The sequence below is a fragment of the Bacillus sp. m3-13 genome, assembly GCF_000175075.1.
Classification (GTDB): domain Bacteria; phylum Bacillota; class Bacilli; order Bacillales; family Bacillaceae_I; genus Sutcliffiella_A; species Sutcliffiella_A horikoshii_C.
Window position 1 is genome coordinate 10,804 of the sequence record NZ_ACPC01000048.1, and the last position, 15,758, is coordinate 26,561.

General features: G+C 38.3%; 19 protein-coding genes. 12 read left to right on the forward strand and 7 right to left on the reverse strand.

Translation table 11 applies throughout. The features are described 5' to 3' along the window. The first annotated feature begins 6 nt into the window (after positions 1 to 6). From cobD to M313_RS0119760, 5 genes are read left to right on the forward strand one after another with little or no spacing between them, the layout of a single operon-like run. Complete coding sequence (cobD, locus tag M313_RS0119740; protein ID WP_010199362.1) at positions 7 to 1,083, forward strand: threonine-phosphate decarboxylase CobD; 1,077 nt, start codon at positions 7 to 9, stop codon at positions 1,081 to 1,083. Further along, positions 1,080 to 1,628: a bifunctional adenosylcobinamide kinase/adenosylcobinamide-phosphate guanylyltransferase gene (locus M313_RS0119745; protein ID WP_010199364.1), complete on the forward strand. Its 549-nt coding sequence runs from the start codon at positions 1,080 to 1,082 to the stop codon at positions 1,626 to 1,628. Before cobD ends, M313_RS0119745 begins: the two co-directional genes overlap by 4 nt. After that, positions 1,625 to 2,386 carry an adenosylcobinamide-GDP ribazoletransferase gene (gene cobS, locus M313_RS0119750; RefSeq protein WP_010199367.1) on the forward strand — a complete coding sequence of 254 codons (762 nt, stop codon included), beginning with the start codon at positions 1,625 to 1,627 and terminating at the stop codon, positions 2,384 to 2,386. Before M313_RS0119745 ends, cobS begins: the two co-directional genes overlap by 4 nt. After that, the gene (locus M313_RS0119755; RefSeq protein WP_029326610.1) at positions 2,338 to 2,973 is read left to right on the forward strand and encodes a histidine phosphatase family protein; all 636 of its coding nucleotides are present in this window, start codon (positions 2,338 to 2,340) and stop codon (positions 2,971 to 2,973) included. The genes cobS and M313_RS0119755 overlap by 49 nt, the downstream gene beginning before the upstream one ends. Then, positions 2,925 to 3,356 carry a bifunctional adenosylcobinamide kinase/adenosylcobinamide-phosphate guanylyltransferase gene (locus M313_RS0119760; RefSeq protein WP_010199372.1) on the forward strand — a complete coding sequence of 144 codons (432 nt, stop codon included), beginning with the start codon at positions 2,925 to 2,927 and terminating at the stop codon, positions 3,354 to 3,356. Before M313_RS0119755 ends, M313_RS0119760 begins: the two co-directional genes overlap by 49 nt. 85 nt (positions 3,357 to 3,441) lie before the next feature. Here M313_RS0119760 and M313_RS0119765 read toward each other — a convergent pair whose 3' ends face one another. Continuing rightward, positions 3,442 to 3,978 carry a YhcN/YlaJ family sporulation lipoprotein gene (locus M313_RS0119765; RefSeq protein ID WP_010199374.1) on the reverse strand — a complete coding sequence of 179 codons (537 nt, stop codon included), beginning with the start codon at positions 3,976 to 3,978 and terminating at the stop codon, positions 3,442 to 3,444. Positions 3,979 to 4,109: 131 nt separating this feature from the next. Between M313_RS0119765 and M313_RS0119770 the strand changes: the two genes are divergently transcribed. Further along, positions 4,110 to 5,003, forward strand: a complete 894-nt coding sequence (locus tag M313_RS0119770) for an alpha/beta hydrolase (RefSeq protein WP_010199376.1) — start codon at positions 4,110 to 4,112, stop codon at positions 5,001 to 5,003. 26 nt (positions 5,004 to 5,029) lie between these two features. After that, on the forward strand, positions 5,030 to 5,221 hold the full coding sequence (locus M313_RS0119775) for a DUF2187 family protein (protein WP_010199378.1): 192 nt from the start codon (positions 5,030 to 5,032) through the stop codon (positions 5,219 to 5,221). 47 nt (positions 5,222 to 5,268) lie between these two features. Here the strand turns inward: M313_RS0119775 and M313_RS0119780 are convergent, their stop codons facing one another. Then, on the reverse strand, positions 5,269 to 5,856 hold the full coding sequence (locus M313_RS0119780) for a cell wall hydrolase (protein WP_010199380.1): 588 nt from the start codon (positions 5,854 to 5,856) through the stop codon (positions 5,269 to 5,271). Between the two features lie 229 nt (positions 5,857 to 6,085). Between M313_RS0119780 and M313_RS0119785 the strand changes: the two genes are divergently transcribed. Continuing rightward, positions 6,086 to 6,538, forward strand: coding sequence for a hypothetical protein (locus tag M313_RS0119785; protein WP_010199382.1), 453 nt, complete (start codon positions 6,086 to 6,088; stop codon positions 6,536 to 6,538). A 25-nt stretch (positions 6,539 to 6,563) separates the two neighbouring features. Here the strand turns inward: M313_RS0119785 and M313_RS24175 are convergent, their stop codons facing one another. Beyond that, positions 6,564 to 7,265 carry a class I SAM-dependent methyltransferase gene (locus tag M313_RS24175; RefSeq protein ID WP_010199384.1) on the reverse strand — a complete coding sequence of 234 codons (702 nt, stop codon included), beginning with the start codon at positions 7,263 to 7,265 and terminating at the stop codon, positions 6,564 to 6,566. Positions 7,266 to 7,367: 102 nt separating this feature from the next. Here M313_RS24175 and M313_RS0119795 point away from each other — a divergent pair, with 102 nt between their 5' ends. From M313_RS0119795 to M313_RS0119805, 3 genes are all read left to right on the forward strand, one after another. After that, on the forward strand, positions 7,368 to 7,571 hold the full coding sequence (locus M313_RS0119795; RefSeq protein ID WP_010199386.1) for a DUF6501 family protein: 204 nt from the start codon (positions 7,368 to 7,370) through the stop codon (positions 7,569 to 7,571). A 105-nt stretch (positions 7,572 to 7,676) separates the two neighbouring features. Next, positions 7,677 to 8,780, forward strand: a complete 1,104-nt coding sequence (locus tag M313_RS0119800) for a PQQ-dependent sugar dehydrogenase (protein ID WP_010199393.1) — start codon at positions 7,677 to 7,679, stop codon at positions 8,778 to 8,780. 62 nt (positions 8,781 to 8,842) lie between these two features. Beyond that, positions 8,843 to 10,270 (forward strand): phospholipase D family protein, encoded by a 1,428-nt coding sequence (locus M313_RS0119805; RefSeq protein ID WP_010199395.1) that lies wholly within the window; start codon positions 8,843 to 8,845, stop codon positions 10,268 to 10,270. Between the two features lie 37 nt (positions 10,271 to 10,307). Here the strand turns inward: M313_RS0119805 and trhA are convergent, their stop codons facing one another. From trhA to M313_RS0119825, 4 genes are all read right to left on the reverse strand, one after another. Next, positions 10,308 to 10,955 (reverse strand): PAQR family membrane homeostasis protein TrhA, encoded by a 648-nt coding sequence (gene trhA, locus M313_RS0119810; RefSeq protein WP_010199396.1) that lies wholly within the window; start codon positions 10,953 to 10,955, stop codon positions 10,308 to 10,310. 140 nt (positions 10,956 to 11,095) lie between these two features. Beyond that, complete coding sequence (locus M313_RS0119815; protein WP_010199398.1) at positions 11,096 to 12,196, reverse strand: AI-2E family transporter; 1,101 nt, start codon at positions 12,194 to 12,196, stop codon at positions 11,096 to 11,098. 137 nt (positions 12,197 to 12,333) lie between these two features. Beyond that, complete coding sequence (locus M313_RS0119820) at positions 12,334 to 13,953, reverse strand: ABC-F family ATP-binding cassette domain-containing protein (RefSeq protein WP_010199399.1); 1,620 nt, start codon at positions 13,951 to 13,953, stop codon at positions 12,334 to 12,336. Positions 13,954 to 14,091: 138 nt separating this feature from the next. After that, positions 14,092 to 14,544 carry a cupredoxin domain-containing protein gene (locus M313_RS0119825; RefSeq protein WP_010199400.1) on the reverse strand — a complete coding sequence of 151 codons (453 nt, stop codon included), beginning with the start codon at positions 14,542 to 14,544 and terminating at the stop codon, positions 14,092 to 14,094. A gap of 150 nt (positions 14,545 to 14,694) precedes the next feature. On the opposite strand from M313_RS0119825, the gene M313_RS0119830 reads away from it, so the two are divergent. Continuing rightward, on the forward strand, positions 14,695 to 15,681 hold the full coding sequence (locus M313_RS0119830; RefSeq protein WP_010199401.1) for a DUF3231 family protein: 987 nt from the start codon (positions 14,695 to 14,697) through the stop codon (positions 15,679 to 15,681). Positions 15,682 to 15,758: the final 77 nt, after the last annotated feature.

Sequence of the window (15,758 nt, forward strand, 5' to 3'; positions counted from 1 at the left end):
TTAAGGATGAATTGGCCAGAACACGGCGGTCAGCCAGATTTGATGAAGAAGCTTTTGCAAGCAGAAGAGCAAGAAGTCTTAGACTTTAGTGCGAATCTTAATCCATTGGGACCACCTGAATGGTTGCAGGGTGAGTTGGAAGAGCAGTGGAAGAAGTTGTTGTGTTATCCTGATCCGAACTATACGTTTAGCACTAGTGCATTGGCATGTATGGAAAGGATTCATAAGGAGGAAATGCTTCTTACCAATGGGGGGGCGGAAGCTATTTTTCTTGCGGCTAAATATTTTGAAAGGAAAAGGGCTGGGATCGTGCATCCTGCTTTTTCGGAATATGAACGGGCATGTAGGCATTATCATCTACAGGTGACAGACTTTTTAACATCGCCTATGGAGGATTTTCGGCTGCCGATGAATCAGCTGCTTGAAGCACTTCCAGAGTTGGATGTCTTCTTCCTATGTCGTCCTAACAATCCAACTGGAGTGGTTATTCCGAAAGCAGAGATAAAAATGTTACTGGAACAGGGGCTTCATAATCATACCTTCCTAGTTATAGATGAAGCGTTCGCTGATTTTGTTCCATCCGAGTCGTTGACTCCGTTGCTAAAAGAATATCCTAATCTGATTTTACTCCGGTCACTGACAAAAATGTACACGATACCAGGCCTTCGGTTAGGTTATATGATGGCTAGCGAAGCAGTTATAAATGAAATGAAAAGCTTCCAGGTACCTTGGAGTGTGAATGCTTTGGCAAGTGCTATTGCTCCGCTTTTATTAAGGGATCAAGACTTTGTGGAGCAGACTTTCAGTTGGCTTGACGGACAGACAAGGAAGTTGCGAACCTTTGCAGAAAGGTATGACTTCTATCTATCTAACACATCAGTCAATTTCTATCTACTTCAGGATAATAGGAGTCCGGAAAAAACGGAGACGCTTTTCACGTTCTTGTTCCAACACGGCATTTTGGCAAGGCATACACATAATTTTAAAGGGTTGGAAGGAAGCCACTTAAGGCTAGCCATACGTTCGGATGAAGAGAATGATAAATTGCTTTCGATTCTAAAAAAGTGGAGGGAGTTAGATTGATCATTTTTGTCTCCGGAGGGGCTCGATCAGGGAAGAGTAGCTTTGCGGAAAAGCTGGCTCTATCTCTTCATAATAAAAATCCCTCCACTCGTCTCGTTTATTTGGCTACCTCCCAAAAGAGTGATAAAGAAATGGAGTGGCGAATAGCGATGCATCAGGCACAGCGTGGTGAAGAGTGGATGGTGGAAGAGGTACCGGTTGAGGTGGGCAGAAGTATAACGCAAGCACGTAAAGGCGATGTGATCCTCTTGGATTGCCTGACAATCTGGCTTAGTAACATGCTATTTGATGGAATCGCCCGGAAAAAAGAAGAAGTAATTACAGCAGTGGAAGAGTGGGTGACTCTTGCAAGGAAGAAAGGGTTGACTCTAATAATTGTTTCCAATGATTTGAACGAAGAACCTTCATCCCGTAATAAAACGGTCCGCTCCTATGTATGTATGTTGGAGTTACTTCATCAACATATCGTTGAACAAGCTGAAGTGGCGGTACAGGTAAGGGCTGGTATTCCAAAGTATTGGAAAGGAAGAGGGGTGTCATTGTGAAAAATAGCTTGTTTGGTTTATGCTTATCTCTCCAATTCTTAACCAGGATTCCTGTGCCTGTGGAGTGCCCTTGGAACAAGGAAACTAGTAGGTGGGCACTTAGATGTTATCCGCTGACAGGTATGTTATTGGGGGGGATTTTAGTTTTAACTGTATCCCTTTTGCATGGTATTTTGCCAACTTGGATGCTGGCACTGCTTATTTTGACCATATGGATTTGGATCACAGGAGGCCTGCATCTGGATGGCTGGATGGATGTGGCGGATGCAATTGGTTCCAATGCAACACTTGAGAAAAAGTGGGAGATTATGAAAGACCCGATGGTTGGTAGCTTTGGAATCTTAAGTTTATTATTTCTGATAGTATGGAAAGCAGTCTTCATTTATTTGCTATTGAATGAATCCTTTCAATATATTATTTGTTTCTTGGTCATCCTTGCCTGTTCAAGAGGCATTGCGGTATGTCTAATGTATCTTTTACCAACTGCACAGCAACAAGGGCTGGCTTTTGAATGGAAAAAGAACCTGACTAGAGGAGATGTGGTCGTGGCATTTTTACCCATAGCCGCATTGTTTCTATTACTTCCGGAGTATCTTGTACTATTGCTTGGTTATTTCTTCTTCACATGGTTGTATGGCCATTGGATGATGAAACATTTTAAAGGAAGTAATGGTGATCTGTTGGGGACGGCCATTGAAGGAGGAGAACTATGCGGGTTGATCGTTATGTGGATCTATATCTCATTCGTCATTGGATAACCGATTGGAACAGGGACAAACGTTATCTTGGTCACACGGATCAGAATATTCTACTGGATGGAATAAATGAGTTGGGTTTACTAAAAAAAGAGCTTGAAAGTCTATCATTCGATGCCATCTATTCAAGCGACCTGATAAGATGTCAAAGGACGTTGGAGTACTTGCACCTGCGACATTCTCCAAACCTTGAGCCGAGAATAAGAGAAATGAATTTTGGTGATTGGGAAGGGAAAAAATACGAAGATTTGAAGGAAGATCCTTGTTACCAGAAATGGCTTGATAATTGGGAATTACATAGCACACCATCTGGTGAGAGCGGGCAAATGTTCCAAGAAAGGGTGGATGCGTTTATTTGGGATATGCTGGATAGAGACAGGCTCTCAAAGGAAAAAGCAACCATACTGATAATGACCCACGGTGGAGTGATTCGGTACATCCTTAGTAAATTCAAAGCTACAAACTCTTTTTGGGAATCACCTGCTGTTACACATGGAAGAGGACTTTTATTAAGATTGGTAGACAGGGAGGGGGAGTGGAAGTGCAACTCATTATCGGTGGTGCCTTCAGCGGGAAAAGATCTACAGTAAGAGCCCTTCATTCTGAGGACCTAAGCTGGGTTTCTGCGTACGATGAACATAGCTTGACCGACTGGAGATTAAATTGGGAGGGAGATACTCCTCTTGTTTTAGAAGGCTGGGAACAGTGGATAATGAATGCTCTTTCATTGGAACAAGATGATGATTCCATTCGGCAATTTTTTTATTCGTTTCTTTTGGAGTTGAAAGAGGAGGAACGTAAGAGGAGCAAAGGAATAGTTCTAATCATACTGGAAATGGGCCGGGGGATTGTTCCTGTGGAGAAACAGCAAAGAAGACTTCGTGATCTTGCGGGATGGTTCTCGCAAGATGCCGCAAAACTAGCTGATGACGTGTACTATGTTTGGCATGGGATGAATGAACAATTGAAGTAATGGAATATATTCATAAAAAATAAAAACCCAGACCGTTAAATCTGGGTTTTTACTGTCTATATACAATGCTACTTTTACTCCTGCATTACCTAGAAGTCGGGAATAAACGTTGCACTACTTCTGTAAACTCATCAAAGATTCCAGCAACAGGTCTGCCTTCTCTAATATCATTCGTATAACCTTCCATACGATCGACAAACTCTGGATTTACTGACACATACACATTGCGGATACTACCGTCTGATTTACGCACTTGATCTGCTATTTTCTTTTCTACGTCTTTTGTTAAATCCTTTTTGCCTTTCCCTTCCAAAACAGCTGCCACATAAGCATTTCGATTAGTAACGAGAACACTGCAGGATTCTACCTCTTTTAAATTCGTAATATTTTTTGTTGCTTCATCCGCCACTTCAAGTCTTGGTTCATTTGTGTCATTCACTCTTCGTGGATTGATGTCGCCATTTCTTACATTCCTATTGTAACGCCCCATGTTATCGTAATTTACATTTAGTGCGTCATCAGGATTGTCATTTCTTGCAGTACCATAATCATCTACATTTCCACAACCTGTCATCACCATCGTCATGACTAGGCCAGTTACTAAAAATCCTTTAATTTTCAATTCTCTACACCTCTTTCATCATATTTACCTATATGTTTCATCAAGAGGGGGGGAATTATTCGGTTTTTTGTTCGAAAATAAGGTAAGATAAGAATAAGTAATCTTGGTTTAGGGACGAAGAGAGGTCAGCTATGGTAACGTATAACAAGCAGGAGTATTTAAGCTTTTATGGTTTAGAAAGATGGGGTTTCATACATAATAGTGAAATAATTACTTGCCATCAACATGATATATTTATCCAAACTTTCTTGCCTGAAAAGAATAAGGGACTAGTTACCATTGTTCACGGTTATCTAGATCATTCAGGAGCACTTACTAATATTATTCATACGTTAGTTTCCGATGGATACGGTGTCATTACGTTTGACTTGCCGGGCCATGGTCACTCAAAAGGAGACCGGGGAGATATTAATGATTTCTCTGAATATGTCCAAGTCCTCCATGCCGTCCATTCTCACATCACACAAAAAGGAATAACCCATAAAAGATGGTCGATAATGGGACATAGTACAGGTGCTGCTATCATTCTAACTTACATGAACGAGTATACATGCACATTTGAAAAGGTAATTCTGGTTGCCCCCTTGATTCAGCCATATTTGTGGTCATTTTCAAAATTTGGTGTTAAACTCATTGGGGAGAAAAAATTTCATTTAAACCGGACATTTAGAAAAAACTCTTCAGACCAAGAGTATTTAGCACTTGTGAAGAAGGATCCTCTTCAATTCACGAAGTTACCTATTAGATGGCTTCAATCTCTAGAGCGGTGGAACAACAGTTTGTCGGAACAACTTTCAGGGAGTGAGAAAGCCCTTTTTATTATTCAGGGAAATAAAGACACGACAGTTAATTGGAGGTATAACTTAAAGTTTATTTTTAATAAGTACCCAAATTCTACGTGTGTTCTTATAGATGGAGGTAACCATCAACTTTTCAATGAAACGGCAATAATTAGGGATATAACTTTTACACATATTAAAAGATATTTATCAGCCATTGGGGATAATAAGGATAGAAGAGAATAAAGAATTAATAAAGGTGGAGTTAGAACATGGAAGAAACAAAAGCAACAAACGTTCAAGTTGGAGATACGATTCAAATTAATAAAGGGTCAAAAAAAGGTAGTAAAGGCACCGTTATCGTTGTCAGAGATAGCTCAGTAATCGTTGAACTCGGTAAAAATCCTAATACTGGCGAACCTATCCGTACCGTTATCAACCATAAGAATTATAAGTCTTTATAATAAAGAGAGGCACCGGACATAAATCCGGTGCCTCTTTTTACGTAAAATTATTGTGCAAATACGTGATTACCAATGGTTTTCGTTACTTTTCTTGTACGAATCCACTGATCACTTGTTTTGTCAGGGTTAAAGAAATAAAGAGAGTAGTTGCCATCACCGCGGAATGCAATCGCTTCTTCCACAGCTTTTAATGCTTCTTCATCTGCCGCTTTATCAATTTGACCATTTCCAACTGGTGAGAACTGATAAATTCCGCCAGCAGAGGTTTCATATACGACATCCTTGATAGAGTCAGGGAATTGCTCACTATCAACACGATTTAAGACTACTGTTGCCACAGCAACTTTACCTTCATACGGCTCCCCTTTAGATTCCGCATGTACAAGACGTGCCAACAATTCTTTTTCTTGATCAGATACCTTTTCTGGGAGTTGTAAAGCTTCCCCAGGGAAAATTAGATGATTGTTTTTATTGTTTAATTTTTGCATTTCCTTAACAGAAACACCGTACGTTTTACCTATATTCCAAAGCGAATCGCCTGATTGAACTTTATGTGAACCAGCTGCTAGTGCATCAAATCCTGTGCCGGCAAATAATGCTACAGCTGCAGTAGAGATTGCAATAAGTTTTTTCATTAAAAGAATTCCTCCTTGTGTTGTGTATAATCATCAACTCTCGGACGCTCTAGAAAATATCGTAACAAGGATATACAATTATTTCACTGTATAAATGTTGGCATGGGATGATATATATTGTAGATATTACCTACTTTTCACAATTAAGAGGATAATTATGGGATAAAGGTGGGAAAATAAGTTCATTACACCAAGTATAACCTAATCCAAATTGATGGGAGATGTTGTATTGCACTATATAGCAAAGTATCCGACCGCAGTTCACAGCTTTATTTTATCCTTGATGTTGATTCAAGGAACCTATCAAATGTTTCAAGCTCATTACGGAAGGGGAGTAGTACAGCTTTCCATTGGCATAATCATCTTGTTTTCCTACTTCATTCGATATGAAGTTAAGTTGGATGAAAAAATAGTGCAGTACGAAATACTGTTTTTAGGTCATACGTTTTACTCTAGAAAAATAACTGCTAGTGACATAAGAAAAATGGTTTTTAAACGAGTAGGATGGTCAGCAAGAGGGGCATTCATTTATACAGACAAACTTTTACCCATCCGTTTAATAAATTTTAAACCTGATAATATGTATGACCAATTGCACCTGTTTGGAAAGAAAAATGGAATTTCCATAGTATGTAGGGAAGACTTTATAGAACACAATCAAAATGTCACAAAAGAAAGCTGAAGCATACAAATGTAGCTCCAGCTTTTTAACGTTGTGCTCGTATTACACTTAATTCAATATGTTTCTGTGATTCATACGTCAGCTTTTCATGTTGGTGCATCACTTCAAAATACTTCTCTTCTATTATTTCAGTAGGGTTGATATCTGGTTCAGATGGTTCTAATTCTCCTATCGCTAGTGGAGTGATTTCCACTTTCTTAAATCCACCTTGTTCAAGAGCTTCTTTCCATTCCATTTTACTGAAAATATTAGGCATATTATAAAATTGCTTCATTCTGTCTTCCAACTCATGTTGCATGGAATCTTTCTTCGTCATTTCAAACGCTAGCAGAACACCGTCCTCTTTAAGCAATCGATGCAATTCCGGTAGCGTTTTGACTGTATCAGTAAAGGATAAAACAGATTCAGATAGAATAAAATCAAAAGTACTCTCAACAAACTCTGTCTTTTCAATATCCATTTGTAAGGCCTTTATATCCGCTTGTTGTTCTGTAAATCGATGGTTGGCTTTAGTAATCATTAAAGGATGATTGTCGATGGGTGTAATATCTACGTTCATACCATGCAGGAACAAAGACGTTTGTCCCGTGCCACAACCAATTTCGAGTAGTTTCTTATCATCAAGACTTTCTTTTAGAAGGATGGTTTTTGTAAGCTCCAACCCTCCAGGATGAGCACCACCAACCCCCAGTAAAGCCAGTAGATCCGTATACACTTTATTGCTCATACATTTTCACCTCACCTAATCATATGAGAAAACAGTTGTGTTTGTTCATTGATAAAAGATGAGGTAAAATAGTTGAGAGATAACAGTGGAGGTGCAAAACAAATGATACATAATTCTTGGGATAAAAAAGAAACGGTACAGCATGTAAAGTGTGTACATACAGACGCAAAAAAATATCTAGTGAGCAATATGCTGACTGTCGGACAAACGTACGAAGTGAAAAATGAAACGGAAGAATTTATTTTCGTAAAAGACAACAGCGGCCATATTGGCGGATATTATAAAACCTATTTTGAAAAAGCATAACATTTAATGAAACAAGGCGCACACACGTCTTGTTTTTTTGTATTTTCATTCGTTATTTGGATTAGACTTGAAAGATGAGGGGAAAAGAGTAAAGAGGTGACTTTTTTGAAAAATTTCATGTTAACTATTACCATGTTGTGTGTTTTTATCACAGGTTGTAATCCTATGGTGGAACCGGAAAATAGCAATGAAGTACAGGAAACGAACGCAACCCCTGACAAGGATGAGAAAACTCAGCAATTTAGCGTTGATAACAAAGAAGTAATAGCGACCAAATTAAACGTGCCTTGGTCCATAACGAAATCAGGAGATACTTTTTTCATAACAGAAAGAACTGGGAAGATTGTAAAAATAGATAAGGGCATGACGAGGGAAGATGTTCAGCTTGATAAGCCGTTATTGGTATATGGGGAGGGTGGATTGCTTGGCATGGAACTTCACCCTGACTTTCAGGAGAACGGACTCGCGTTTGCTTATTATACATATGGGACGGAAGAGGCAGTGAAGAATAGAATTGTAATGTTGAACTACGACGGGTCAGCCTGGAAGGAAACAGGAGTCCTCTTGGAAGACATCGATGGCGCAATTTTTCATAACGGCGGCCGGGTAAAAATCGGGCCTGATGACAAGTTATATGTAACAGTTGGAGATGCCAATGAACCTGATTCTGCACAAAATCAAGAGTTGCTAACAGGCAGCATTCTCCGCATGAATCTGGATGGTACGGTACCTGAGGATAATCCATTCCCAGGATCTTATGTGTACAGTTACGGGCATCGAAATCCTCAAGGGATATCATGGGACAGCGAGACCGGTGAGATGTACGCATCAGAGCATGGGCCTTCTGCATTCGATGAGATCAACCTTATTAAAAAAGGGAAGAACTATGGATGGCCAATTTATACAGGAGAGGACCATACGGAAGAAGTAGAAGCGCCATTGTTTCACTCTGGTACGGATACTTGGGCTCCATCTGGCATTTTCGCCGAGAACGGAATTCTGTATGCAGCAAGCTTAAGAGGCGAAATGGTGAGAGCTTTTGACATTAACTCCAAGCAACAATCTGTATTATGGAAAGAAAACGGACGAATTAGAGATGTGTGGAAGGAGGGGGATTCCGTTTATTTTATAACCAATAACACAGATGGAAGGGGAAACCCTGGCCCAGAAGATGACCAACTGATTAGACTAGATTTATCGTTTGATTAATTAAAGAAATAAGAAGGATTTTAGTTGGTCATTTGCCACTATTGTAGGGGGAAGAAAACAAGATGAAAAACTATATAAAGAAAAATAAAATGCTGACTTTTATTCTAGTACTCATTTTTATTGTCATACTCACAAGTGTCTATCACAGTTATAAGCCTTTGCCGGAAGGGGTTTCGTTTGAAGGAGACATTCACTACGTTTCAGAAGTTGATTTCCTCTATGATATTACATACGGTAAAAAGGATGACTTTCAGAAGGAACATGCGATATTTGACCGTATATATGAAGTGATAGATGAAGCAGAAGAATTTATCGTAATAGACATGTTTTTATTCAACGGATATCATGATGGAGAAATGGATTACCCTCCGTTAAGTTCCAATTTAATGGAAAGTATTATTTCCAAGAAGAATGAAAATCCAGATATGGACATTGTATTTATAACAGATGAAATTAATACGACTTACGGGTCACATGAAGCGGAAGAGCTCTCAACCCTTAAGGATAATGGAATTAGAGTAATTGAGACAAATGTAAAGGTTCTACGTGATTCAAATCCGCTTTACTCGGGTGTCTGGCGAGTGTTGTTTCAATGGTTCGGTCAAGGTGGTTCAGGTTGGATCAAAAACCCGATGGCCAAAGATGCACCTGAGACAACCATGCGCTCTTATTTAAAACTCTTAAATATTAAAGCTAACCACAGAAAGGTAGTTGCAACAGATAAAACCGCCATCATCTCATCAGCAAATCCACATGATGCCAGCGGATTGCATTCTAATACAGCATTTGAAGTTTCTGGAAACATTATTAATGATATTTTAAAAACAGAACAGGCAATCCTTGATTTTTCTGGGGGAGGCACTTTACCAAAGTACACTGGACAGGCGGAGAAAGGTGACATTGCAGTTCAGCTGTTAACGGAAAGAAAAATATTAGATCATGTTCTAGAAGAAATAAAAAAATCCAAAGATAAGGAAGAAATCTGGGTAGGGATGTTCTATCTTGCGGAAAGAAAGATCATCGAGGAACTAATTGCTGCTGCAAATCGGGGAGTAACGGTGAATTTAATTCTTGACCCTAATGAACATGCATTTGGCCAACAGAAAATTGGTCTTCCAAATCGTCCAGTTGCAGCAGAAATGGTAGAAGAAGGACAAGGGAATATTGAATTAAGGTGGTACAATACCCAGGGTGAGCAATACCACCCTAAAATGATTTATTTTAATCGGGCTGAAGAATCTACTATTATCGGTGGTTCTGCAAACTTCACAAGAAGAAATCTTTATGATCTTAATTTAGAAACTGATATAAAGATAACTGCCAATAACAACGAACAGGTAATGAAGGATATGGACGATTACTTTTTAAGGCTATGGAGCAATGAAGACGAGATGTACACTCTCCCATATGAAACCTATAAAGATGACATGCCTATTGTAAAAAAAGCCATGTACCGTCTTCAGAAAATATTTAGATTTACAACTTATTAAGATAATCTAAAAAAAGCTGTCCAGGTTCCTGGACAGCTTATTGTATAGGTAACACATATAACAAAACAAAAAAGAAATGCAGTATAGTTCCGCCTAACACAAAAACATGCCAAACCGCATGATGATACGGAAAAGCCCGCCACACATAAAAAACAGCTCCTAAACTATAAACAACCCCACCAGCAACAAGAAAGGCAATACCTCCAGTCCCGACAGTAGAAGTAATATCATTCCAACCAAATACAGCAAGCCAGCCCATCAATACATACAGAAGGGTAGAAGCCAAAATAAACCTTTTTACAAAAAACACTTTAAAGACCGTTCCCGCTATTGCCAGTCCCCATACTATTCCAAAAAGTGTCCAACCTAGGGTACCATCCATAATTATAAGAGTAATGGGAGTGTAGCTTCCCGCAATAAAAAAGTAAATGGAGGAATGATCAAGTATTTCAAAAACGTTCTTGGCCTTTCCCTTAGGCAATGCATGTAATAATGTAGAGGCTGTATAAAGCATAATCATGGTTATACCATAAACAATGAAAGTAGCCAGGTGAAGGGGAGTACCGTTAATTGCAGAGAACACAATCAACAAAACAAGTGCTGCAATACTCGTTAAAATTCCAATCCCGTGTGTGACTGTATTTGCAATTTCTTCTCCTTTTGAAAAGGTATGTGTTTGCGCCATTTTTATCATCTCACTTTTGTTGTTTAATGAACTAAACTAAATCGTTCTACATTCATCATAACAACTATAAGGCTATTTTTCCAATAAAAAAGCATGACATGAAAGTGAAATCCACTTTGCATGACATGCTTTTACCTTATTTATAGAAGCGAATCTTCCGTAACTTTTACTTTTCTTAGTTTAATAAACCGAATGGTATGGAGGACAATTACTTTTGAAACTGCGTAGGTTGGTACAGCAAGCAGTAGGCCGAGCAAGCCAGCAAATTTACTTGCAACTAGTAGCAACAAAATGATTGTCAATGGATGTACATCCAATTTTTTACCCATTACTTGAGGAGAGATAAAATTACTTTCTATTTGCTGAACAATTACTACGACTAACAGTACCCATAAAGCCATTATTGGTCTGTCGAAAAATGCTACGATAACACTTGGAATGGTACCAATAAATGGACCGATAAATGGAATGACATTAGTAAACATAGCGATTAAAGCCAGTACCAATGAATACTCAAGTCCGATTATCAAAAACCCGATATAGATTAACACCCCAACAAACACACTAACAATGATTTGTCCTTGAATATAGGAACTCAAAGCAATATCCATGTCTTTCAGTACATTTCTACCTTCACGTTCATGTTGACGAGGTATGAATTTTAATACTTGATCAGGTAATCGTTCCCCATCTTTTAACATGTAGAATAAAACAAAAGGAATAACTACCAGCAGAATAAGGAATCCAGTAATGGCGCTGATGACATTTACTACATTTGAGCCGAACGCAGTAACATATGCATTCAGGTTATCAGCAATCTTCCCTGAAATTTCCTCCAAGGAGAAACGTTCATCCTGCTGAAACCTTGCAATATATTCATTTTCTTGTAATTCAATTGTGTAATCTCTAATATCATTAATTATTTCCGGTGTATTCTTTACAAGACTATTAACCTGTTGTTGTAGAGTAGGACCAATAAGGAACAAAAGTAAAGTTATAAGTCCAATAAACATAAGGTAAATACTTAAGATTGCCAACGCTCTTGGTATATAGCGATCCGCAAGATTAACAAGTGGTCTTAGTAAATAATACATGACACCTGCAAGAATAATTGGTGCAAATAACGTGCTTATCATCACGGTGAGAGGGGTGAAGATAAAATCTACTAGTGATGCTAAGAAAATAATTAACAGTATGACAATAATTCCATAGCCAACTTTAAACCACTTCGTTTGCGGCATTCCTACACCTCATTCATTCTAAATGTAATCGACCTATTAATTATATAAGTAAATGGTGAATAATACTAATACGAAACAATGTTAAGAAGGTTTCACAATTTGAAAAAAGCCCTTTAGAAAAAGGGCCTTTAACAACTTTAGGAATGAAGATCAGCTAATTGCTGTTGTACACTTGCATCCTCTAAATATTCATCGTACGTCATTTGTTTATCAACCATTCCTTTTGGTGTGATTTCAATGATTCTATTTGCAATCGTTTCGATGAACTGATGATCATGAGACGTGAAAATAATGGAGCCCTTGAAATTGATTAATCCATTATTTAGAGCAGTAATAGATTCTAAATCCAAGTGGTTTGTAGGGTCATCAAGCAATAGTACGTTTGACCCTGAAAGCATCATTTTAGAAAGCATACAACGTACTTTTTCCCCTCCGGATAGCACACTTGCTTTTTTCATTACTTCTTCACCAGAGAATAGCATTCTGCCAAGGAAGCCGCGTAAGAAGCTCTCGGTTTGGTCATTAGGCGAATACTGACGTAACCAATCCACAAGGTTCATGTCCACACCTTCAAAAAACTTTGAGTTGTCTCTTGGGAAGTAAGCTTGGGTAGTAGTGATTCCCCATTTAAATGTTCCACTATCTGCTTCCATCTCACCAGAGATAATTTTCAAAAGAGTAGTATTTGCAATTTCATTTCCACCAACAAGGGCAATTTTATCATCTTTGTTCATGATAAAACTTACATTATCCAATACTTTTACGCCATCAATCGTTTTATTTAAACCTTCGACACGTAAAAGGTCATTTCCAATTTCACGTTCCGGCGTGAAATTTACGTAAGGATAACGACGGGATGAAGGCCTGATATCATCTAGAGAAATTTTATCTAAAAGTTTCTTACGGGATGTTGCCTGTTTGGATTTAGAAGCATTAGCACTAAATCGGGCAATAAAGGCTTGAAGCTCTTTAATTTTTTCTTCTTTTTTACGGTTCACATCAGATGCCATTCTGGATGCAAGCTGACTGGACTCATACCAGAAGTCATAGTTACCGACATAGATTTGAATCTTTCCATAATCCAAGTCAGCAATATGTGTACAAACTTTGTTTAAGAAGTGACGGTCATGGGATACAACAATGACTGTATTCTCAAAGTTGATAAGGAACTCTTCTAACCATTGAATTGCTTTAATGTCCAAGTGGTTGGTAGGCTCATCTAGTAATAATACATCAGGTTTACCAAATAGAGCTTGCGCCAATAGTACTTTTACCTTTTCGCCACCAGTGATGTCGGCCATTTTCTTTGTATGAAGATCTTCAGAAATTCCTAAACCTTTTAGAAGGATTGCTGCTTCTGATTCTGCTTCCCAACCATTCAATTCAGCAAATTCACCTTCAAGCTCTGCAGCTCTCATACCATCTTCATCTGAAAAGTCTTCTTTCATATAGATAGCATCTTTTTCCTGCATCACTTCATAAAGACGGCTATGTCCCATGATTACCACTTTAAGAACTTCATGTTCCTCATATTCAAAGTGGTTCTGCTTAAGGATAGCCATACGCTCATCCTTATTCATGGAAACATCCCCGGTTTGAGCTTCCACTTCACCGGAAAGAATCTTTAAGAACGTTGATTTACCTGCACCATTTGCGCCAATTAACCCGTAGCAGTTGCCAGGGGTGAATTTTATATTAACATCTTCAAATAACTTTCGATCGCCATAGCGTAATCCTATATTCGTAACTGTAAGCATGTAATTAGTTTCCTCCAAAATTAATGTCGTTGAAATTATACCATTAATTGAGGGCGTTGCAAAAGATTCATTTACTATAGAAGCATTAAATATAAAAATAAAAATGACCAGTCTACATCTTGACTGGTCATTTTGGATCTAATAAACGTAAATATAAGCCACCATTGGAGGACTATGATGTCCGTTATGGTGAGAATGAGTGGAACAGATGAGTTTATATACTCCAGCTTTGTCAAAACTTACATTGATAAGAGTTTCCTCGCCTTTTTTTATAACCCCGTTAATATCTGTTCCTTCAATGGAATATGGATGTTCACTGCCATTTACTCCAAAAATACTTAATGTAATTTCTTTGCCTTTTGGTACGGTAATCGTACCAGGGTCAAAACGGTATGCTTCTATTTCCGTACCGTCATCCAATTTCGTCTTAAATTCAGAAGTAATCATATTAAATACCAGATTTTCTTCTTCAGAGGGTTTACCTGTTGTTGGTACTACCCCATTGTTAACAACATACCATCCGCCTAATCCAGCGATTATACAGAGTACAACCGTAATGAGGAAACTTTTTTTAATCACAAAAAATTTCATGTGAAACTCACCCTTTCCTTTGCTTGTCTTCTACTTAGATGTGTATGCATGGGAGGGGAGAGGGTTGTCTACTTTTTTAAAAAGAGACGATTTTTTAATACTTTTGTGGGACATACTAAAAAAAATTAATCTTGGGAGGGGCAAGTCTAAATGGATAAGCAATTGTCATCGTCTGAAATAGGTAATTTGTGGATGACGTATCAACATAAAACGATGCTTGCGAGGCTTTTAGAGCATTTTCTTGCGAACAAACAAAATGAAGAAGTACACAATTTGGTTCAAACCTACTACAATCAAGAAATAAATTTTATCAATGAATTAACGGCACTTTTTAAGCAAGAAAAGATTGTGGTGCCTGTTGGATATGTCGAAAGCGATGTAAAACCGTCCACGAAGCCATTGTATGACCAGTATTTCGATGCACTTTTCCTAAGAGTGATGATGAAAATAACCATCGGTCTCAATGCTTTGCATATTAGTATGTCATACCGACAAGACGTAACTGATTTATACAAACGATTTTTTGACGTAGCTCAAAATACATATAACGAAACGACTCAGTTCTTATTGAAAGATGGGGTACTCACTCGTCCGCCAATGATTCCTATGCCTGAAAAGGTGGAGTTTGTAAAGGGAGAAGGCTATATGGCAGGCTTTAATATTTTCAGTGAAAAGAGGCCGTTGAATGCTATTGAAGTTTCCCTTTTGTATCAAGGTATTGAAACTAATGTACTTGGCTTTCAGTTGTTAAGAGGGTTTGAGCAGGTAAGCAAGGACAAAGAAGTGAAAAAGTATTTAGAAAAAGGGAAAGACCTGGCTAAACAAATAATTGATACTTTCAGTGATACACTCCTAAAAAGTGATATTCAGCCACCGATAGTTGCTTGGGGAAATCCTACCCTGTCAACTGAATCCCCATACTCAGAGAAGCTCATGATGTACCTTACAAACTTGCTCAGCAGTTTTGGTCTAACAAGTAATGCTCTTGGCACATCGTTTAGCCTTCGATCGGATCTACCAATGAAGATGACTTTAATTGCAAAAGATATATTTGATTATGCCAAAGATGGCGGAAAGTTGATGGTTAAGAACGGCTGGATGGAAGAGCCACCACAGTCACTGAAAAGCACGAAATAAATAAAGCCGGGCAAATTGTTAATCTGCCCGGTTTTATTTATTCTTGGTAAATCGTAGCTGTTCCTTTCCGCAAATGG